Source organism: Catenulispora sp. EB89 (assembly GCF_041261445.1).
GTDB lineage: Bacteria > Actinomycetota > Actinomycetes > Streptomycetales > Catenulisporaceae > Catenulispora.
Genome location: NZ_JBGCCU010000031.1, coordinates 1 through 21,539, shown reverse-complemented (window position 1 = coordinate 21,539; position 21,539 = coordinate 1). Strand labels below are relative to the sequence as shown.

Here is a 21,539-nt window from a genome sequence, read left to right as displayed (position 1 = left end):
CGCTTCCAGCGTGGCGACCGGCGATCTTCCACGGTGCGTGATCACTACTTTGGAAGGATCCTGGTATGCCGGTGGAGGATGGCCTGTTCGCGGTGGATCCGGTGCCGGCAGGTTAGAAGGCCGGACCGCTGGGGCCAGTGGACAAGACGTTCCGTGCGTTCGATCCGCATCAGGTCTACCTGATGCCGCCGTCGCTGGACGAGTGGCTGCCGGAGGGGCATCTGGCCCGGTTCGTCGCCGAGCTCGTCGACGAGGTCCTGGATTTGGCGCCGGTGCTGGCCGGCTACACCGAGAAGCGCGGTCACCTGCCGTATGACCCGCGGCTGATGCTGCGCCTGCTGATCTACGGCTACACCACCGGGGTCCGGTCCTCGCGGGCGATCGAGCGCAGATGCGTCGACGACGTGGCGTTCCGGTATCTGGCGGCCGGGACGGGCCCGGATTACCGGTCGATCTCCCGGTTCCGGCGCCGCCACCTCGGCGCCCTGGCCGGGCTGCTCACCCAGTCCCTGCACCTGGCCCAACGGCTGGGCATGGTGAAGATGGGTCGGGTCGCGCTGGACGACACGAAGCTGGAAGCCTCCGCCTCCAAACACAAGGCGATGAGCTACACCCGCCTGGTCACCAAAGAAGAACAGATCGAGGCCGAGATCGCCGGCCTGGAGGCCGCAGCCGCCGGACTGCTGGCCGACGCCGAGCAGACTGACACCGCCGAGGACGCCGCTTCGGCCCCGGAGGCAAGGACACCGACCTGCCGGCAGAGCTGGACCGGTGGGAGCAGCGCCTGGCGAAGTTGCAGGCCGCCCGCGCGCAGATCGAGGCCGAGGCCGCCGCCAAGGCGCGCAAACACGCCGCGGACAAAGAGGCCCGCCGCCAGGACCGTGCCGGCGACGACGACCCCGAGGCCGTGGCGGCTGCCGGAGCCGCCGCCGCCGAGAAGTCCCGGCCCAAGGACAAGGCACAGGCCAACTTCACCGACCCCGCCTCCCGGATCATGAAGAACGGCGACGGCGCCTACATCCAGGCTTACAACGCCCAGGCCGTCGTGGACGACGCCCACCAGATCATCACCGCCGCCGACGTCACCACGAACCCTTCGGACGCGCTGAACTACACCGACATACTCGACCAGTCCGCCGCGAACACCGGCACCCACCCCAAGCAAGCCCTGGTCGACGCAGGCTACTGCTCCGAGGCCAACCTCACCGCCGCGGCTGCCCGCAAGGAAGACCACGGCACCGACACGTTCATGGCCACCAGCCGCCTCGCGCACGACGAGCAGGTCAGCGCCACCCCGCGCGAACGCATCCCGACCAACGCCACGTCCCGGGAACGCATGGCCCGCAAGCTGCGGACCAAACCCGGCAGAGCCGCCTACGCCCGCCGCAAAGCCATCGTCGAACCCGTGTTCGGCCAGATCATGGCCTGCCAGGACGGCCGGGACCTGCTGCTGCGCGGCGAAGACGGAGCCCGCGGCGAATGGCGCCTGCTCGCGTCCTGCCACAACCTCCGCAAGATCTTCCGGAACGCCGGAACCACCGGACTCGTCGCCGCCCGAGCCTGACGACCGGGCCGACGGGCCTCTCCAAGCCGCGAAACGCCCGCTTGGGCCGCACCGACAGCCGATCTACGGCCTCGAAGACGCCAACCGGGTGAATACCACGGGCTGCACCCGCCGCAATCACCCGGCAGCTTGCTCGTTACCGACCCACGCTCCTAGCCACGTATTGTGCGACCACGCGTTAGCCGCCACCTGTTGGCCCGGCGGGTCGAGCGGGTCCGGTCACGCCGCCGCGATCAGCTCCGGCAGCTTCCGCATGTCGTCGAGCAACACCGCGCCGAGTCCGTCGAACCGGTCGGCCGGCGTGAGGCCGGCGGTGTAGGCGAGGCACCGCATCCCGGCGGCCCGGGCCGCCTGCGCGCCGAAGCGGCTGTCCTCCACGACGATGCACGCCGCCGGATTGACGCCCTGACGCTCGGCGGCGAGTAGAAAGACGTCCGGGGCCGGCTTGCCGTGCGCCACCTCGGCGGCGGTGGAGATCCGGTCGCCGAAGTGGTGGGCCAGGCCGGTCATCGCCAGCATCTCGCCGATCTGGCGGTGGCCGTTGCTGGACGCGATGCACTTCGGCAGCGCGATCGCGTCCAGGGCCTCGGGGATGCCGTCGATCGCCGTCAGCTCGGCCGCGACCGCCGCGTCGTGCAGCTCGCGGAAGCGCGTGTGCCACGCCTTCGACGCGCCCTCGCCGAGGCGTTCGTCGATGAAGACGCTCTGCGACGCCACCGACTTGCCCATGAACAGGTCCACGACCTCGGTCGCGGTCAGCGGCCAGCCCATCTCGCGGCCGAGCTGGAGGACGACGTCGAGGGCCAGGGTCTCGCTGTCGACGAGGGTGCCGTCGCAATCGAAGATCACGAGTTCGAGGGGGCTGCTCATGATCCAACGCTACTGGAGGCATCACCCCCACACGGCGCCAGATCGTGTGACAATCCACCCTGGATAGCAAGAATCTCAGCCCGCCGGTGCCGCGACCATGGCGTCCCGGGCACAGCCGGCCAGCCCTCCACGGGGATGCGGAGGTTCCAAGGCGGGGGCCGTCCAGTCAAGTCGGATGCCGCGATCATCGAATACTGATTCTCACGTATGACGACTTCCGCTGCCGGGCAGGATGCCCGGCGCGGCATATGCCGTTTTCGCAGAGCTCGGATGAGCCGCAGGGAGACACATGTCGCAGGTCAAGTACACCGTGGAGCACGAGTGGCTGCGAGTCGAAGCCGACGGGGTGGTCACGGTCGGCATCACGGACTTCGCCCAGTCCCATCTCGGGGACCTGGTGTTCGTCCAGCTGCCCGAGGTCGGAGCCGAACTCGCCAAGGGCGATGAAGCGGCCGTCATCGAGTCGGTCAAGGCCGCGAGCGCGATCACGATGCCGGTATCCGGAACGGTGACCGAGATCAACGAGACCTTGGCCGACGCGCCGGAGCAGATCAACGAAGATCCTCTGCGAGCCGGCTGGATCTTCAAGATGAGAGTGAGCGACGCGACCGAACTCAACAGCCTCATGGACGAAAGTGCCTACGCGGCCATGATCAAGGGACAGGCATGATCGAGGCGTAGGAGCCTGCTCGGACCAGAAGGCCTCCCCTGTGCCGGGGACGGTGGGAACCCTGTGCAACCTCGGCCAACGGCTTCACTCGTTGGGGCGGTTTAGCATCTCAGGAATCTCATAGAGGCTATTTCCTGGTGGGTAGGGTTGTCGACATGGCGACCTTCACGGACTGCGGCGCTTCGGCTGGCATGCTGCACGTCACCTCAACCGCGATGCGGCCCGACCCGCCAGTAAGCGGCAAGGAGCTGCGATTCATCCTCGGGGGAGATCTGACAAAGCTGCCGGGCGACGGGACCACCGGCCGCCTGGTGCTGAAGTTCGGCCTCATCGCCCTCGTCAACGAGACGTTCACGTGGACGGAACTGCTGGACGGTCAGCCGACGCCCAAGGGCCCCGGCCCGGTCGAGCTCGTGTTCCCCACGACGCTCGACATCCAGCCGCCGCGTGGAACCTGGAAGGGCACGATCACCGTCTCCGCGAAGGACGGGACGGAGCTGGCCTGCCAGCAGGTCGAGTTCGTCGTCGGGTAGCGGACTTCCGTACGTTTCGCGCACGCACGGGTTCAGCTGCCCCAGCGGCGGCAGGCATGCTCCGCCAGGGGCCGAGCGATGCGTACGCGTTGTCGCCGAGGTCGTCGCGGAACCTCGTGTCGGAGATCCGCACGGTCGGCGGGTCGTGATGGGTTGTGGGTTTTCGGCCGTTTTGCCGGTACCGGGGTCGGGAAGGTGGGGTTGGGCGGCAGCCCCGCCTTACCGTTGACAGTTCCTTGAGAGGTGCGCGCCCGTGTCTGTCCAGTCCAGAATCGTCGCTGCCATCTGCGTGACGGGGCTAGCCGCCGCACCACTGGCTCTGGCGGCTCCTGCGCACGCGGCGCTCATCGACGAGGCCGAGGTCCAGATCACCTTCTTCGACGCCGCCGGCCACCAGACCGGCTTCGACGACCTGACGCTGCTCGGCGCCGGTGACACCGTCACCGTCACACCGCCGGCCACCTCTGCCAGCGTGACGATCACCAATGACCCGTTCCCGCTGTCGGACGCCCCGATCGAGGTGACCCTCCCGGCCACGAGCGCCTCCGTCGCGACGACGCGCGCCGCGGCCGACGGCACCAACACGTTCGTGGACGAGGGTTCCACGGCCTCGTTCACCGTCCTCGCCTCCGCTCAACTCGAGGGTCTCACGATCAAACTGAGGTGAACCTGCGGCCATCCGGGTCACCGGTCTGGTGGTGCCGGCTGTCGGTTCCCGTCGGAGGCGAGTCTCGCGGCCAGTGGCCCAGTCCTGAGGCTCGTCCTGGCCCTCCCGTTTGCCGGGCTCATGCCCGGCGGCGCGGGCCAGCAGGTCCAGGAACTCGGCCAGCGCGGTCGCGGCAGCCAGGTCCTTGGGCGGCGAACAGTTCGGGCAGTCCGTGGGTGAAAGCCGGCAGTTCCGTCTCGGTCACGCCGAGCAGCACGGCCAGCAGCGCATCTGGTCAAAACGGTACGGAGCCGCACCGCTCAGCCGGGCACGTCCTCCGCCCGCAGGTGGAACAGGTCCTCCGCGCTCACGTCGTCCCCATCCATCGCGGCGACGCGCATGGCGTGCAGCTCCGTCATCTTCTGGAACACCTGGCGCGCCGCGCGACCGTTGCCGAAGCCGGCGCCCTTCTGCACTGTCGAGAAGTAGGCCGCGAGCGCCGCCTTGGCGGCCAGGGTCAGCTCGTACTGGTGTGCCTCGGTCTGATGGCCGACGATCTCCACGAGTTCGTCGGGGGTGTAGTCGTCGAATGTCAGGGTGCGGGAGAAGCGGGAGGCCAGGCCCGGGTTCACCGAGATGAACCTGTTCATGTCCTCCGGGTAGCCCGCGACGATCACCACCACGTCGTCGCGGTGGTCCTCCATCAGCTTCACCAGGGTGGCGATCGCCTCCTGGCCGAAGTCGTTCGACATGCCTGCCGGGACCAGGGCGTAGGCCTCGTCGATGAACAGCACGCCGCCGAGCGCCCGGCGGAAGACGGCTGTGGTCTTCGGGGCGGTGTGGCCGACGTACTCGCCGACGAGGGCACCGCGGTCGGCCTCGACCAGGTGGCCGGACTCCAGCATGCCCAGGACCGTCAGGATCCTGCCGTACAGGCGGGCCACGGTCGTCTTGCCGGTGCCGGGGTTTCCGGCGAAGACCAGGTGCCGGCTCAGGGGAGGCGGGGCCAGGCCTGCCTCGGTGCGGCGCTTCACCATGCGCATCAGGTTGATCAGCGCCGCCACGTCCTGCTTCACGCGGGCCAGGCCGATCAGGGAGTTCAGTTCGCCGAGCAGGTCGTCGATGGTCTCGGGGCCGGACGCTTCGACGTCGGCGCCCTCCGCGTCTTCGGCGCCGATTACTCCGGAAGAACCGCCCGCTCCGGCGACCGCCACCGCCGAGCCACCGCCGCCACCGGAACCCGCCCGGCCGGCCCGCGAAGCCGAAGGCTCCCCGGCAGCGGGCATCGTCGAGATCTTCACGTTCTCGACGACGCAGTCCTCGAACACCGGCCGCGCGTTCTCCCCGAGCGCCAGGTCCTCCCCCACGTCCCGGATCCGGCACAGCCGGAACACCGGATCGGCGTCGGCCCCCACGTGCAGCGCCGGGAACTCCGACGCCGAAACGGTGCACCGGTCGAAGATCCCGTGCCCGCCGTCCTTGACGTACACGCCGTTCTTCCCCGCACCCGAGACTGTCAGCCCGGTCACGATCGGCGAAGCGTCGGCCCACACCACGACGCCGCTGCCGGCCGGATCACTGATCTCGCAGTCCTCGATCCGGGCCGCGCTGCCGGCATCGACGAAGATCCCCGCCGAGCCGGCCTCGGCGACGCGGCACGAGGACAGGATCGGGTTGCTCCGCTTACCAATCTCGAAGCCGGAGCTCTCGGTGTCCCTGACCCCGACCTCGCGGAACAGAGGCCTGCGACTCGTCTGAATCGCCGCCCCGACCCGCGACCCGGAGATCTCGCACCCCGACACCTCCGCGTCGCTGTCCCCCTCCAGATGGATCCCGCTCATCGCGGCCCCGGACACCGTGCCGCCCTCGACCCGCAGCAGCGCCCGGCCGGTCACCCTGATCCCGTGCTCGGGCGTGTCGGAGACGTGGCAGTCCTCGACGCCGAGCGTGGCCCGGCCGTCCGCGTGGACAGCGCTGAACGCCGACCGCTCCACCGTGCAGCCGACGAGCCGCACCTCGGCGTCGCCGCCGGCGATGACCCCGTTGCCGGTCGTGTCCCGCACCGTGGTCCCCGACACCGAGCCACTCGACTGCAACCGATAGGCGATACCGCTGCCGCGCGTCTCCGCGACCTCGCAGTCCGTCAGCTCGAGAGTCGCGGTACCCCCGGCGAACACCCCGGTACGCCCGGTCCCCTCGACCCGGGTCCCGGCCATCGTCAGCCGGGCCGCCTCCTCGACCTGGACCGCGGCCTCCCCGATCCGTTCGAAGCTCGACTTCCGCACCTGAGCGGACGCGTTCCCCAACAACCGCAACCCGATCCCGCCGCAGCCGCTGACGCCCGACTCCGAAATCCGCAGCACGGCATCGTCGAGCCCTGCCACGCCGATCGCCTCGCCGTCCCGGATCTGGCACCGTTCGAGGGTGACCTGGCTGCGGTCGGCGGCCAGCACACCCACCGCCGGGCTCTCGGAGACGGTGCAGTCCCGGAGCATCGGCGCGGCATCGCCCGACACCTCGATCCGCCCCCTGAGGACCTCGCAGCGCCCGAACTCGGCGGCCCCAGCCGTGACGCTCACCGCCACGCCGCTACCGCCTCCAGCCCGGCCGGCCACGTTCCCGCCCCCGGCGCCGTCCCCACTCCCGGCGCCAACAGCCCCGGCTCCGCCTCCGGCAGCTCCGCCTCCGGCTCCGGCAGCTCCAGCCCCGCCTCCGGCCCCGGTAGCCCCATCCCCGGCATCGATGGTGATCCCCCACACCCGCACGTCCGCCGAGACCGTCAACACCGCACGCTCAGACCCGGCGACACCCCTGATCACGATCTGCCCGGCCCGCACCCCGGCCGCCGCGACAATGCTCAGCGGCCGGTCCAACACCAGGTTCTCGCGATACTCCCCGGCCTCCAGCACGAGCACCGCGCCCGGCTTCGCGGTCCGCAGAGCCGCATCGACGGCGCCGTCGCCCCGGCCCCGGGCCGAGACGCGTATCGGGTCTGTCACTTGGTCATCCGTTCCATGGTCCCTGGCCGGTCCCCAGTATCGGCGGCGGAGGCGTGATCTTCAGATGCAGCGCCGGGCTAAGCACATCACCGATGAACCACTTCTCGAAAGTCTTCTCGCCGAAGGTGATCAACAGATCCGGGATCCCGCCCTGGTGGAAGTAACGGCCCGAGCCTAGTTGGTGCAGCATGGTCCGCGGCCCCACGGCCAGCAGCCCGCCGGTCAGCGCCCCGGCCATGCCCAGCCCGCCGGCCTCCAGGGACTGCAGGCCGGACACCGTGATGTGGTGCGGCCCGATCCCGAACACCGTCGAGGTGAACGCTGTGGAGACGAAGCCGCCGATGGCACTGGTCAGCAGGTTGTTGACGCCGTAGTCGTACAGGCCCGAGCGCCAGCGCCGCGGGTTCTCGTTGCCGGCCCACTCGTTGTCCCACGTCTTGTCGTGGTTGTACGGGGCACGACCCCAGAACTTGCCGCTGTCCACATTCCCGACGCCGTCCTTGAACTTCTTCAGCAGCGTCTCCTGGAGCGCGTTGGAGGCACCCTTCACACCCGAACCCACAGCGCCGCCGGCGAAGATCTTCCCCCAGTCCGCCGGCGAGAAGTTCCAGTTGTTGACCGCCCCGGTGATCAGGATGTTGGCGATGACGTCGAAGGTGTAGTCCTGCAGGAAGTCCAGAAGCACCTTCTGGGCCTTGAGCCAGTTCGGGTTCACGAACTTGCCGTCGACACCGTCGATGCCCCGGTACTGGAGCCGGTTCGGCTCGCGCCACATCCGGTTGTAGCCGCGGAACTCGGTGCCCGCGCCCTTGAACTCGTACTCGCGTCCGCCGGTCTTCCAGCGGCCGGAGATCTCGAAGTCGGGCCGGACGCTCCAGCGCCCGAAGGTGTCCCGGGTGTTGATGAAACCGTTGAGGGAGCGGTAGCGGATCCGCGTTCCGTCGGCCAGGGTCTCGATCCACTGACCGGTGGCGGCGTGGGTCTCGCGGTAGATCTCCTTGCCGCCGGGCGTGACGCCGACGAGCTTCTTCGCCCGGAAGCCGCCGCCGTGGTCGAACTCGGACCAGATGTTGGCCTCGGGGGTTCCGTCCTTGATGTCGTAGAGCCGGACCTTGCCGTCCACGACCGTGCGCAGCACCGGCGGATCGACGAGGTTCCCATGCGCCGACTCGGGAACGTCGCGCCACGGCTGCATGTCGGTTCCGGGCTTGGGGTTCGCACCCCACGTGCCGTCGTCCGCCTTCCACTGCCGGATCGCGTGGCTGTCGGCCTTCACCGCGCCGTCCAGGCCGCGGATGTCGCTGTGCCAGACGTCTCCGACCTTGTACGCGGCCAGGCCGCGGCCCTTGTCCAGGGCGCGGATCTCCCGGATCGGCACCACCTTGGAGATCCCGTCGACCTTCTGGAAGTCGACGAACGAGTCGTCCCAGCTGCCCAGGTCCGGATGGCTGCGGAACGGGAACCGCAGGCCGCCGGCCACAGTGCCGTCGGCGCCGGTGACCTCCCACTTCCACTTCCCGGACAGCGGGTTCCCGCTCCCGGCGACGATCTCGCCCTTGCCGCCGACCCTGGGGAAGCTGTCGGTGCGCTTGGTGATCAGGCCGATCGGATCGCGGGTGAGCGAGGTGTCGCGGCCGAGGTTGTACGTGACCCGGCCGAGGTCGTCGGTCGAGCGGACGATCGTCTTGGCCTCGTCGCCGAGCGTGTCCGTCCACTGATGGCCCGGCCCGAACGTCCGCACGCCCTGGCTGATCACCTTCTTGTCGGAACCGACCTGCCGCCAGTTCAGCGTGCGGCCGTCCACCGCCGGCACGCCGCCGGCGAGCGAGGCCCACTTGCCGCTGTCCAGGTCGCGGCCGACCTCCAGCTTGCTGCCGTCGTCCAGCTTCACGACCGCGCGCACCAGCACGCCGGTGTCCTTGCCGCCGGCCGCGGCGACCGTGACGAAGTCGAACGTGGAGCCGTCCGGGATCGCCACGCGCATGCCGCCGGCCCGCTGGATCGGCGCGCCGAGCGGCTTGCCGGCGGGCACGATCTCGTGCTCGGTCCAGGCGTAGATCTGGAACCGGCTGTCCACGCCGGACACCCCGCCGAACAAACCCCGGTTGGGGACGTCGATCTCGGCGAACCACCGGGCGAACCAGGTCGGGATGCGCTGCTCGGAGACCCGCTGGAGCACCAGGATCCGGTTCTCGCCGATGAACTCGCTGGAGCCGGTCTCCTTGTCCTGCGGCGAGATCTCCTTGTAGGTGTGCATGGTCTTGAGCGGATCGCCGAGCTTGCCGTCCTTGATGTCGATGGTGTGCTCGCGGAAGTGCGCCGCGTGGCCCCACTTGGTGAACCACATGCTCCACTGCTTGGCGACGACCACCTCGGTCTTCGCCCCCGCCTCGCCGAACGTCAGGGTGTCCTTCCACGCGGAGCCCTGATATTCGCGGATGCCCTTGGCGACGAAGTTCCCGTCCTTGTCGTAGCGGTTCCAGACCCACAGGCCGCGCTGGTCCCCGAGGCCGCGCTCGGCGCGGATCAGGCCCTTGTCGAGCGTGACGCGGTAGTCGCGGGCGATGTGGCCGTTCTGGTAGAGGTCCTTGTAGACGGCGCCGTCGGCGTTGGTCTCGAAGATGCGCTTGCCGCTGAACAGCAGCTCCCGGTCCGGCCCGTCGCCCTTCCACTCGAACCAGTGGCGTTTTCCGTCCAGCGCGCGGAACACCTCCACGAACCGGCCGTCGCCGAGGTTCTCCTTGAGGTAGAAGGGCTTCTTGTCCTCGCCGACCAGGACGACGTCGCCGTTCGGCCGGACGGTGACGCTTCCCTTGCCGAGGTACGGACCGCGGCTGCCGTCCCACAGGTGGTGCGCGTCGACGGAGTCGGCGACCCCGAGCTTCGCCCAGCGGCCGTTCAGGTCGTCGACGGCGTAGACCTCGCCGGTCGGCTTGCCGTCGCGGCCCAGCACGGTGATCTGCCGCCAGGGGTTCACCGGGTGCGGCGGCCTGATATCGCGGACGGCGTCGACGAAGGCGGTGAACTTGGCGACAACGGTCGCCGGGTCCGGGGTCGCCCAGGGGTTGTGGGTCAGCGGGTCGACGTCGAAGACCGTCTCGACCTTGGCGACCTCGGGGACGTCGGTGACCTTGGGGACGTCGGTGACCTTCGTGACCGTGGTGTCCGGCGGGGTGTGGGTCGGTGAGGTCGAAGCGGGTGCTGGCGTGACGACCTTGTCCTCGACCACGAACGTGGTGGCGCGCTGCGTGAACGGATCATCGAGGAAACTCTGGCGGTCCGGGAAATGGATCAGCCCGTGGCCCTGGTCCGGGTCGAACACCCGGACCCCGCCGCCGTCCTCCAGCACGGCGGCCATGGAGTGGCCGCCCAGCACCTGGAACCCGTCGTCCACGGCGCGGCCGTTGGTCGAGTAGACGATCCGCGTCCCGCCCGGAAGATCGTCCAGCTGATGGGTGAAGTCGGTGAGCCCCAGCTGCACCGCCGGCCGGCCCCCGCTCAGCGCCCGCACCGCGTGGCTGTCGATCGCCGCGATCCCGTCGGGGCCGTGCGCGCCGGTCATCCAGCCCGTCACGGTCCGCACGGCGTCGTCCCGGAACCCGCCGAGGTCCTTGAACCCCAGTGGCAGGCTGTGATCGGTCTGCGTGAGCCAGTGCACTGACAGGTATCCGCAGAACTGGCCGAGCGGAGTCCCGGCACCGTCGTTGCGGCCCACCTGGAGATGGAGGTCGTGGTCCAGGTTCGGGATGATCAGCCACGGATTCTGCAGAGCCGGATTGAGCTCGTCGTCCCGGACCGTGACGCGGTAGTCCCGGCCGCCGATCTGGAGGTGCAGGTCGTGCGCCCACGAGGACGTCGTCGCGTCGATCATGTCCAGGTCGAGCTTCTCAAGCGCGGGCATGTCGGTACGCCGCAGGCCCAGCAGGTTCATCGCGCGGACCAGGTCGGAGCCGAGCGGATAGGAGATCCCGTGCTCGGCGTCGCCCGGCAGGAACAGCTTGAACGAGGACTTCCCGTCCGCCACCGGCGCGCCGGTCAGGTCCTTCGGCGGGTCGGTCCAGAAGCCGTGGCTGGACAGCGGTTCGTCCACCACGTTCTTGCCCGCGCCGATATCGCCGGTGAACGTGAACAGGGCATGGTCGTCGAGCGCGTTGATGTCCTGCGTGGCCCCGACTGTCGCCACCTGCAGACGGGTGCGCAGCAGGTCGGCGACGCCCTCGGCGCCGCAGCCGACGACCAGGATCGGCATGCCGGGGCGCCAGTCGGTGACGCCGGAGGTGAGGAAGTCGTGCGCGAGCTCGGCCGGGAGGCGCGTGCCGTTGACGAACAACTCGTCCGTGGGCTTCTCGAAGTGCGTCATGAGGCGGAACACGCCGTCGTAGCGCGGGACGCCGTCGGACAGCCGCAGGTCGGCGGGGCGGTTCGAGAGCAGGAGGCTGTCGTGCAGGACGTAGCCGTGGCCCGGGAGGTCCGGGTGGAAGAACTTGTTGTCCTGGACGTAGGCGCCGGTCGGCGTGTGCTCGACCTCCATGACGTCGATGACATCGGCGTCGTCCAGGCTCAGGTCATGCATCCGGCGGATGAGGTCGTCGATGTCCTTGCCGGCGTCGGCGCTCCACTTCCCGGTGGTCCCGACGAGCCCGGAGATCCGCTTCTCGAAAGCGTCGAGATCCTTCAGCGTCGGTGAAGCGAGCCCGGTCAGCTTTTTCACCGCGTCCTTGATCTCGGCCCCGGCCGCGCCCTGCTCCCAGATCTTCCGGCTGAACTGCCCGAGCTGCGCCACGTTCGCGTCGTGCCCGACCGCCATCAGGTCGGAGAACTCGCGCCACGGCGCCAGGTGCAGATCGTTTTTCGCCAGGTCCGCGACGATCCGCAGGCGCGCCGGATCCGAGGTGTCCTTGAACAGGTCCTGCTTGCCGAAGGCGTAGAGCATGTTCGTCATCGGCGAGTACTTGCCGCCGATCGCGGTGCCCCAGTGCGCGAGCTGGTCCAGGAAGTGCGCCTCGCCGGCCGCGCCGACCGCGCCGACATGGTCGGCACCCTGATACAGCAGCGCCTTTCCGGCCGACAGCGCGTCGGCGGCGCTCTTGCCGCCGGCGACCAGGACCAGCGGCTCGCCAGCCTTGAGCAGCGGCTTGAAGGTCGCGGCCGTCCCCACGAGCGTGAGCCGGATGTGGACGCCGTCGCCGACGCCGGTGCTGAGCGTGCCCAGCTTGCTCCCCGGCTTCCCGAGGTCGTCGAAGCGGACGACCTCGATCTCGGCGGCGCCGGCCGCGCCGAACTTGGCCTTCAGCTCCTGCACGCCCCGGCCGTCGGACAGCGCCCCCGTCCAGTGGTCCAGGTAGTCCTGGCCGACGTGCACGATGTCCACGCTCGGGGTGGTGCCGCGCTCGATCCGGCTGATCACGTCCACGAAGTCGTGGCCGGCCACCGGACCCCCGTCCGGGCCCACATCGCTGTGGCCGACGTAGAGGCGCTGCGGCGGGACGCCGTCCGGGAACAGGTGGTCCTTGAACGCCGGCCCGAGATCAGGATCCTGCTTCAGTCCGGTCAGCCGCCAGTCCCGGGCGCCGTCCGGGCTCTTGGCCTCCAGGTCGGCCAGGTCTCGCAGATAAGTGCGCAGATCCTGGTCGATCGGGACGCCGCCGGACTTCCAGTCCACCCCGATCCCGGTGGGACGGCCGAGGTCGGTCAGGGCCGTCTTCAGCGATTCGGTCGGCGGCAGATGCGCGGCGAACACCTTGTCGGCGAAGGCCTGCAGGCCCGCCTTGACCGCCGACGGCCCGTCCTCGAATTTGGCCAGCTTGCCCAGGTAGTCCAGGTTCGAGACCGAGCTCGACGGGTCGAAGCCGAGCCGGCGCATCGCCTGGCCGAAGTCCGACCCGAGGCGGTAGGGCTCGGTCTCCAGGTCGCCCGGCAGGAACAGCTTGAACCGCGCGCCGCCGTCGTCGTGCGGACCGGCTTCCAGCACGTCCGGCGTGGGCCGCCAGTCCGGCTGGGACGTCCGGACGTCCGGCCCGTGCTCGCTCCAGGACTCGGGACCGGTGTAGGTGAACCCGTCGTGCGTCGTGACGAAGTCGTGCGTCTCGCCGACCGTCGGGGTGTGCAGCTCGGTGCGCAGGGCCGCGGCCAGGTCCTCGGCGCCGCAGCCGACCACGACGATCAGCTGGCCGTCGCGCCAGGGCAGCAGCCCGGACCGGAAGTAGCCGCCGACCAGGCCGTGCGGCACCGGGACGTCGTTGACGTGGGCTTGGCCCCGGACGTCGTCGAAGTGGGTGACGAGCAGGAACGCGCCGTCGTACTTCGGGAGCTTGGAAGCCAGCGCCAGGTCCTTCGCCTGGTTCGACAGCAGCAGGCCGCCGGGCAGGATCCGGCCGCCGCCGGGCAGGTCGGGGTGCAGGAAGATGCCGCCGTCGAGGCTCGGCACGTCCACGGCCGGGTGCGCGTCGGCCGGCGCGTGGTCGCCGAGCTCGGCCACGTGGCCCCAGCCGGCACCCGCGCTGTCCAGGTACACCAGGCCGTCGGAGCGGAAGCGGAAGCTCAGCACCGCCGGGTCGGGCTGGCCGAGGAAGTGGCCGGGGACGATCAGGTCGCTCTGGATCAGCCGGGTCGGGCCGTCCCAGGCGGCACCCCCGGTGTAGGCGTCGGTGACATGCCCGATCAGTGCCGTGAGATCGCGGCCCGGCGCGGCCTCCAGGCCCGGCGCCTTGGTGAGGTCGACGACCACCCGGACCTGCTTGTCGCCGTAGGCCTTGAGCTTGGAGTCGACCGCGCTGCGCACGCCCTTGCCGACGTCAGCGAAGTCCTTCACCGAGTTGTATCGCAGGTGGTCGCCGACGTGAGTCACCGAGTTGAAGAACGTGTCCTCGGTGCCGCCGAACCCGTTCTCGCCGGGCTTGGGGACCTTGCCATCGGGTCCGGCCACCACGTAGTCGGGCTTCTTCGCGCTCCCGTCGAACGGCCACGGATGCAGGCCGGAGTTGCCGCCGTGCACCTCGGCGAGGAGCTTGGCGTTGAGGGATTCCAGCGCGTCGTTCAGCGCCGAGACCGGGAACTTGCTGGCCCGGGTGTCGCCCTTGAGATTGTGGTCGAAGAGGTTCTGGAGCAGCGGGCGCGCGGCGGCCGAGGACACCTCGGGATCGGCCAGGCTCTTGTGCAGGGCGTCGAGGTCGGTTTGCAGTTGGACCTTCGCGGCGTCGCCGAACTTGGTGTCGTTGAACATCCGCGTGATGGCCTTGTTGCCGCCGGTCGCCACGCCGTCCTTGACGGTGCCGAGGCTGAGGATGCCGTTGCCGCTGAACATCGCGTCGACCTCGTGGTGCCAGGCCCTGTCCCAGGCGCTCAGGTCGACCGGCCGGCCCCAGGTCCCGGCGACGTTCTGCGGACGCGGGTCGGGCGCAACCGGGTGCGAGTCCAGCGGCCGCAGCTCCAGCGAGGTCTTCGGGATCTGCACGCCGGGACCGTTGGTGAACACGTCCCCGTTCCGCTGTTCCTTGGCCAGCCAGTCGTCGGCGTTGCGGCCGTTGCCCCACACGTCGTGGAACTGGTGGGTGAAGTCCTGGCGGAAGTCCTGCACGATGTGGTCGTACTTCGCGCCGTCGCCGAGCAGTTCGGAGGCGTGCGACAGCTCGTCGAGCAGGTGCGCCTCGAAGTTCAGGCGTCCGGGGACCGCCGCGGCGAGGTCGCCGAGCCGGGAGTCCCAGCCGGCGACGACGGCGCGGATCTGCTTGGCGTCCAGGCGCGCGCCGGTCCAGAAGGTGTCAGGGACCTTCGTCAGTTCCTTGGCGTCCGCGGTGAACTCGGTGCGGACCTGGCCGATCTCGGGGTCTGTCAGGCCGCGCATGCCCGCCGGGCTGTGCCAGTCCTGCAGGCCGTGGGTGAAGGCGTCGTCGGCGGCGTCGATCCGCGACAGGCCGCGCAGCTCCAGATCGAAGCGCTCCGGCAGGCGCGAGGCGAGGTCGTCGATGATCGGCTTGGCCTCGTCGGCGCCCAGGTGGTCGGTGAGCGTGCGGGAGATCGAGCGGAACTCCGAGGCCAGGTCGGTGAGCCGGTCGGCGGAGAACCCGTCGGCCAGCGGGACGTCGTGGCCGAGCCAGCCGCCGTAGGCCTTCTCGAACGCGTCGGCCTCCAGGTGGCCGAGTCCGGCTTCCTTGTCGAGTTTCGCGCCGATGCCGGCGATGTGGTCGTCCAGGCCCTTGGCGAACTTCGCGACGTCCAGGCCGCCGCCGTCGCCGAGGCCGTGGCGCGCGGCGCCGATCAGGTCCCCGATGTGGGCTTGGAAGTCCTCGGTGAGTTTGGTGAAGCCGAAGAAGGAGGGGGTTCCGCCGGTCTTGGCGGCCCAGTCCTTGACCGCGTCCTGGAACCGGATGTCCGCCTGTCCCTTGAGCGCCGCGACCTCGGGTTCGGAGCCCAGGCGGTGGTCGAGGCCGTCGAGCAGGTCCTTGGTGAGCCGGTCGAAGGCCGGCGGGTCGTGCAGGACGGCAGGTCCGGCGTCTCGCAGGGCCTTGTCGAACTCGTCCCGCCACGCCTTGAGGTTCGCGATCGACACCGATCCGTGGTCCTCGGCCCACTTGTCGAGCTTGGTGTCGAAGTGGTCCAGGGCGGCGGTGATCTTCGGGGCGATCTGCTTCTCGAGCTGGATCTTCGGCTGGACGTCCTTCGCCAGGTCGATGCGGGCCTGGCTCCAGGCCGCGGTCTTGTCCACCGGGTGCAGCTGGGACAGGGTGCTGCCGAAGACGTCGCCGTTGTCCTTCTCCCAGGACAGCCAGTCCTTCGCCACGTCCGGGGTCATGCCGTGCGGCATGCCGTTCGGCAGCGGGTGCCCGGACAGGAAGTCCAGGACGGTGTTCTCGCGGAACTTCGCGGCGTCCTCGGGCGCGCCGTGGAAGGCATGCGCGGCGTCGGCCAGCACGGTGCGCAGGTCGGCCTCGAAGGCGAGCTTGCCCTCGAAGTTCTTGAGCACCTGGTTGAAGATCTGCGGCCGGGAGCCCGGCGGGATCTTGCGCAGGTCGCCGCTGAGGTCGTGGAGCAGCCGCTGGATGCCGGAGTCGCCGACCAGCGCGGCCTCGTGCGGGTTGGCGGCGGCCCAGTCGGAGGCGATGGCGCGACCCTTGAGGCCGTTGGAGTTGATCTTCGAGATCCGGGCGATCTGGTCGGCCAGCTTGCTGTGCATGTCGTGGGTCAGGGCGCCGGCCAGGCCGTCCTGGACGTCCGCGGTGAACGTGAGCTTGTTGGCCTTGGCGTCCTGGAAGATCTTGTCCGCGGTGCTCAGGAACTCCTGGCGGAACTTCGCCAGCTCGGCCGGCGGCAGCTTGCCGGCGATGCCGGCGTTCTCGCCGAGTCCGTGCTCGAACGCGGCGCCGGCCTTGCGCATCCAGTCGTCGCGTTCCAGCGCCTTGCCCAGCGCGGTCCGCAGGTCGGCGGCGAGCGCCAGCTTCAGGGCGGGCAGATCGGTGCCGTCTCCGAACGCGGCGTTCTTCGCCGACCAGACGCGGTCGAAGCCGGAGCCGACGCGGGTGGCGATCTCCTGGTCGAACTTGGCCTTGGCGTCGAGGCTGAGCTTGAGGTAGCCGGGGTCGTCCTTGACGCCCTTGCCGAGGTCGTCGATCCAGCCGGCGCGCTCGAACTCCTTGGTGAACTGCTTGGGCAGGTTGTCGATCAGCCTGTTGACCTGGAATTCGGAGAGCCGGGGATCGACCATCCGGGGATCGCGCCAGCCGGAGTGCACGTCCTTGATCTGGGTGAGGAAGTCGGTCCCCATCTTGTCCAGCACGTCGGGGGCGATCTTCCCGGCGAAGGTGCTGATCTGGTGGTCGAAGGCCTGCTTGGCGACCGCCAGGTGGTCGGCCGTGAGGCCGCCGACGCCGACGACGTCGTGGAGGCTGCCGATGGGTTCGGCGCGGACCGCGATGTTCTCGGCGCCCAGGCCGTGCAGGGCTCCGGCCTGGCCGGCCAGGCTGTGGTCGATCGAGGTGTTCAGGGTGCCGAGGTCGGCCAGGTTGTGCTCGGCGAGGTTCCCGCCGGCGACCTCCACGTTCTTGACCAGGCTGAGCACGTCGTGGATCGGGACGGCCTCGGCGGTCGCGGCGGCGGAGATCTCGACCCGTGGGACCTGCTCGTGCACGTCGACGGTGGCGATGTGGTCGGCGCCGGTGAACGTCGGCAGCTTGGCGACCGCGATCTCCTTCTCGACGCCGGTGAGCGAGATGCTGTCGCCGATCTTGACCACGGCGATGCTGTCGGCGTGGGCCAGATTGGTGATCTCGATCGGCTTGAAGCCGTCGAGCTGCTCCAGGCCGTGCACGGTGACGGTGCTGAGGTTCCCGGAACCGATCTTGTTGAAGGTGCCGAGATTGTCGAGGTTGCCGATGTCGAAGTGCGGGTCGATCTTGCCGAGGTTGTCCAGGTTGCCGGCGTTGAAGTGCGGGTCGAGCAGGTTGGGCTTGATCAGGGAGTCGATGGTGCTGATGTCGTTCAGTTTGATCGAGGTCAGGAACTTCTCCGGGACGAACAGCGTCCCGTTCGGCATCGGCACGTAGTTGATGCCGTGGGCGGGGTTGAAGTCGTGCATGGTCTTCAGGTTCAGCGTCATCTTGGCGATCGCGTCCGCCGGCAGGTTCAGGCTCTTGGTGAGCTGGAAGAGCGTGAACTGGTCGTCGAGCACCTTGTTCATCGGCACGATGCCCGGGAACGTGCGCTCGAAGGAGCGCCACAGCGCGCCGCCGAAGTTCAGCGCGGTGAACTCGTCCTTCGTGACCGGCAGGAACAGCCGGACGAAGCGGCCGGTGCCGATCTCGGTCAGCACGAAGTCGATGCCCTTGCCGAAGCCGTCGCCGAGGAACTTCAGGCCGCTGATCAGGTACTGGTCGATGTTCGTGAACTTCTCGAAGGCCAGGGCGCCGATCTTGGTGATCACGTTCGGGAAGGTCAGGATCTTGTCGAAGACCCACAGCCCGGCCTTCATGCCGAGCACGCCGATCACCTTGATCGAGCCCAGCACCCCGATCGTGCTGAAGTCGATGAACAGGGTCTTGACGTCGGTGAACAGGTTCCCGATGGTGCCGCCGAACTTGTCGACACCGTTGATGATCTTCCCGAACCCGCCCTTGATCAGGTTCGCCAGGTCGCCGCCGATGCCCTTCGTCATCGGCGCGATGATGCCCAGGAAGCTCAGGAACAGGCCCAGGAAGTTGGTGTCGCCGTGCGCGAAGTCGACGATGGTCTTGATGAACAGGGCGATGTTCGCCAGCCAGGCCAGGATCGCCAGCGGGCCGCCGAAGATCAGGCCGACCACGCCGAGGATCAGCGCCAGCCACTGGAACGCCTCCCAGAAGATCTCCGAGGGCGTCAGGGCGCTGGCCAGCCGGCTCACGGCGTCGTCGATGGCGCTGGATGCGGTATTGCCCGCCGCCGTCAGGTCCGAGCCGGCCTGGGTCGCGGCCTGCTTGTACTGCGCCAGGCCCGGGTCCTTGTCCGGCAGGCCGAGGGCCTTGGTCAGCGCGGTGTCGGCGTCGGCCTGGTGCTGGGCCAGGGCCGAGATGAAGGTGTGCATCGCCGGGGCGGCTTCGTCGAAGCACTGCTGCAGCCCGCGGAAGAACTTCTGGAGCTGGTCGCTGATCTGGCCGCGCAGCGCGTCGGCGGTCTTGCCGGTCCAGCCGCCGGCGACGTTGTTGACGATCGCGGTGATCGTCGACTCCATCTCGTCGACCTGGCCCTGCACCGTGTCCAGGATCTTGGCCAGCGCGGCCATGGTGTCCTGGCTGCCCGGCGTGGGGTCGCTGTCCAGGCCGAGCTTGGACCAGTCAGTGGGCCTGGCCACGCGGCCTCCTCCGGTTCGTCGCGGTGTTCCGAACGGGGGTACGTATCCGGACCCGTCTACGGTTCTCGCGGCGTCCGCGATCGGCGAGAACTCGGCGAGAACCTTTTCCGGAGGCGGATGCGTACCACCGGATGAGAGACGACGTCAGGGAAGGAGTGCACCGGTGGCGGACCCGACCAAGCTGGACCCCGGCTTGAAGTTCCAGATCGACTACACGCAGCTCAAGACAGCCGCGGACAACATGGACACGCTGCGGAACAACCTCGACTCGCAGCTCTCGGCCTGGAAGGCGGGCATCACCGACAGCTCGATGGAGGGCACGACCATCTACGGCGGCACCTTCACCGGCAGCGGGAACGACCGGCTGGACCAGTCGCTGTACGACTTCTACAACAACTTCACCGACATCGCGAGCGACGCGAAGACCAAGTTGGAGAAGCTGTCTCAGACCTTCCGCACCGTGGCCCTGCAGTACCTGGACAACGACCTCGGCCTGGCCGCGAGCATCAACTACCAGAGCTACCAGTATCTGCTGAGCGCCTGGGGCTCGAAGGAGGCCGCCTGGAAGCACTACCAGGCGACCAAGAACGAGGAGACGACGTTCCAGACGTACGACGAGAACGGCAACCTCGTCACGCAGCACATCCCGATGTGGGCCCCGGGCAGCCCGACGCCGGACGACCCGGGGGCGGCGCCGACGTCGTACAACAACCTCACGGACGTCACGAACCCGCTGTTCGGCTTCCGGGACAAGCCGGCCTCCCCGGACGACAAGACGCTGGTCGCCGGCGACGTGCAGCCGTTCGGCTCGCACGCGGCGTCCATGACCACGAGCGTCAAGCTGGACCAGGGCGTGCTGGACACCAACACCGGGGCCAACCCGCCGGACTCGGACCATCAGCAGAGCCCGGTCATGCAGAGCGACACCACCGTGAGCTACGACGGCGGCACGTACACCGAGAGCACCACGCACGACGTCACCAACAAGTTCAACTACACGAGCCACATCACGCACGCCGACGGCACCACCGAGACCGCGACGTGCACCGCGAACCCGGACGGCAGCGGCGCGGTCTGGACCGACGTCACCAAGCACACCGACGGCACCACCGACAACTACAAGTGGACCGGCAACGCCAACAGCCCCGGCGACCGGACCCTGGTCGACTCCCCGGCGATGCACCCGCCGAAGGGCAGCAACAACGGCGGCGGCCGGGGCGGCGGTGGCGGCCGCCTCGGACTGATCTGACAGCAAGCACTCCCCCCCGACAGCACAACCCCGGCACCGAAAGGCGATCCGCATGCCCAACATCGACATCAACAGCGACCAGATCAACGCCGCGACCGCGACCCTGAACCAGGCCGTCGGCGACATCCCGACGCAGCTGAACAACCTGCTGAACACGGTCAACGGCCTGCTGGGCTCGAAGGAGGGCGGCCTGTTCCTGACGCAGTCCAGCCCCGCCTTCCAGACCGCCTACAAGAGCTTCAACGACTCGCTGGTCGCGGCGGTCCAGACCATCGGCTCGTTCTCCCAGCAGTTCACGAGCATCGCCAACAGCATCATCGGGATGGACGAGTCGATCGCCAAGAGCATCAACGGCAAGTAGCACGCCCCCTCCCGCCGCATCCGATCCGAGAACACAGGAGCCTTGAGATGTCCGACGCAGTATTCGACTACAACAAGGTCGCAACGGTCAGCACCCAGCTGCAGAACGCCAACACCGACCTGGTCACCCACCTGGCCAACCTCCAGAACACGGTGACCGCCATGCTGAGCTCCGGCGGCGGCCTGTACATGGAGCAGTCCAGCCCGGCGCTGCACGACGCGTACGCGCACTTCACCGTCACGCTGCAGAATGCGATGAACAACATCGGGAACTTCGCGCAGCAGTTCGAGAAGATCAAGGGGGGTCTGGCGGACTTCGACTCCGGCACGCAGAAGGCGGTCATCGCTGCGGGGCAGAAGCAGTAGGAGTTGCAGGAGCAGTAGCAGTAGCAGTAGCAGCCGGGAGTAGCAGGAGTAGGGCGGTACGGAAGCGCGCGCCCGGGCGGCTGAGGCGATCAGCCGGCCGGGCGCGCGGTGCGGCTTTGGGGCGCTCCTGCTTTATGTGCGGGTGCTGCTGTTGCCGAGTGGGTGCGACAGATGCGGTTAGTTTGTTGGTTTTAAGAGCTTTTTACGGCTTCGCCTAAGGTTTGGTGACTTCGCTGGGTGGCGCAGTTCGGTGGTGCCGCGCTGGTTGCGCTGGCGGCCGGCGGTTGTTCGTGTGCACGACCGCGCGCGGGTCCGAGTCACTGCGCACGCGTTGCGTGGGCGGCAATCGTCGAGCGTGGTGGGTGCCTGAAGTCAAAGACAGGGCCTCCGGCGGCGCCTGCGCGGCGAGCGGCACTCGCTCCGGGGAGGGGGGCCGCGCTGTCTGCCGGCGGACACTGCTTGTG

Annotated in this window: 9 protein-coding genes and 1 pseudogene; 7 read left to right on the top strand and 3 right to left on the bottom strand. The window is 68.9% G+C overall.

Annotated features, from left to right (window positions below):
* Positions 1–128: 128 nt before the first annotated feature.
* Positions 129–1,564 (top strand): annotated as a pseudogene (locus ABH920_RS42405) (IS1182 family transposase).
* A 219-nt stretch (positions 1,565–1,783) separates the two neighbouring features.
* Here the strand turns inward: ABH920_RS42405 and ABH920_RS42400 are convergent.
* Entirely contained in the window at positions 1,784–2,434 is a 651-nt protein-coding gene (locus ABH920_RS42400) for an HAD family hydrolase (protein ID WP_370354980.1), read from the bottom strand.
* A gap of 289 nt (positions 2,435–2,723) precedes the next feature.
* On the opposite strand from ABH920_RS42400, the gene gcvH reads away from it, so the two are divergent.
* From gcvH to ABH920_RS42385, 3 genes are all read left to right on the top strand, one after another.
* Positions 2,724–3,104: a glycine cleavage system protein GcvH gene (gcvH, locus tag ABH920_RS42395; RefSeq protein ID WP_370354979.1), complete on the top strand. Its 381-nt coding sequence runs from the start codon at positions 2,724–2,726 to the stop codon at positions 3,102–3,104.
* A 155-nt stretch (positions 3,105–3,259) separates the two neighbouring features.
* Positions 3,260–3,637 (top strand): hypothetical protein, encoded by a 378-nt coding sequence (locus tag ABH920_RS42390; RefSeq protein WP_370354978.1) that lies wholly within the window; start codon positions 3,260–3,262, stop codon positions 3,635–3,637.
* A gap of 253 nt (positions 3,638–3,890) precedes the next feature.
* A complete protein-coding gene (locus ABH920_RS42385; RefSeq protein WP_370354976.1) occupies positions 3,891–4,304 on the top strand; it encodes a hypothetical protein in 414 nt (137 codons plus the stop codon).
* Positions 4,305–4,603: 299 nt separating this feature from the next.
* Here ABH920_RS42385 and ABH920_RS42380 read toward each other — a convergent pair whose 3' ends face one another.
* Both ABH920_RS42380 and ABH920_RS42375 read right to left on the bottom strand, forming a co-directional pair.
* Positions 4,604–7,282, bottom strand: a complete 2,679-nt coding sequence (locus ABH920_RS42380; RefSeq protein WP_370354975.1) for a right-handed parallel beta-helix repeat-containing protein — start codon at positions 7,280–7,282, stop codon at positions 4,604–4,606.
* 4 nt (positions 7,283–7,286) lie between these two features.
* Positions 7,287–19,100, bottom strand: a complete 11,814-nt coding sequence (locus tag ABH920_RS42375) for a hypothetical protein (RefSeq protein WP_370354974.1) — start codon at positions 19,098–19,100, stop codon at positions 7,287–7,289.
* Between the two features lie 163 nt (positions 19,101–19,263).
* On the opposite strand from ABH920_RS42375, the gene ABH920_RS42370 reads away from it, so the two are divergent.
* From ABH920_RS42370 to ABH920_RS42360, 3 genes are read left to right on the top strand one after another with little or no spacing between them, the layout of a single operon-like run.
* Positions 19,264–20,349, top strand: coding sequence for a hypothetical protein (locus ABH920_RS42370; protein ID WP_370354973.1), 1,086 nt, complete (start codon positions 19,264–19,266; stop codon positions 20,347–20,349).
* Positions 20,350–20,401: 52 nt separating this feature from the next.
* On the top strand, positions 20,402–20,710 hold the full coding sequence (locus ABH920_RS42365) for a hypothetical protein (protein WP_370354972.1): 309 nt from the start codon (positions 20,402–20,404) through the stop codon (positions 20,708–20,710).
* Positions 20,711–20,757: 47 nt separating this feature from the next.
* The gene (locus ABH920_RS42360; RefSeq protein WP_370354971.1) at positions 20,758–21,075 is read left to right on the top strand and encodes a hypothetical protein; all 318 of its coding nucleotides are present in this window, start codon (positions 20,758–20,760) and stop codon (positions 21,073–21,075) included.
* Positions 21,076–21,539: the final 464 nt, after the last annotated feature.

What these genes read in the sequence shown, in the direction of transcription:
- ABH920_RS42360 (WP_370354971.1), top strand. Translation starts at nt 20,758, where the DNA reads ATGTCCGACGCAGTATTCGACTACAACAAGGTCGCAACGGTCAGCACC.
- ABH920_RS42390 (WP_370354978.1), top strand. Translation starts at nt 3,260, where the DNA reads ATGGCGACCTTCACGGACTGCGGCGCTTCGGCTGGCATGCTGCACGTC.
- ABH920_RS42365 (WP_370354972.1), top strand. Translation starts at nt 20,402, where the DNA reads ATGCCCAACATCGACATCAACAGCGACCAGATCAACGCCGCGACCGCG.
- ABH920_RS42400 (WP_370354980.1), bottom strand. Translation starts at nt 2,434, where the DNA reads ATGAGCAGCCCCCTCGAACTCGTGATCTTCGATTGCGACGGCACCCTC.
- gcvH (WP_370354979.1), top strand. Translation starts at nt 2,724, where the DNA reads ATGTCGCAGGTCAAGTACACCGTGGAGCACGAGTGGCTGCGAGTCGAA.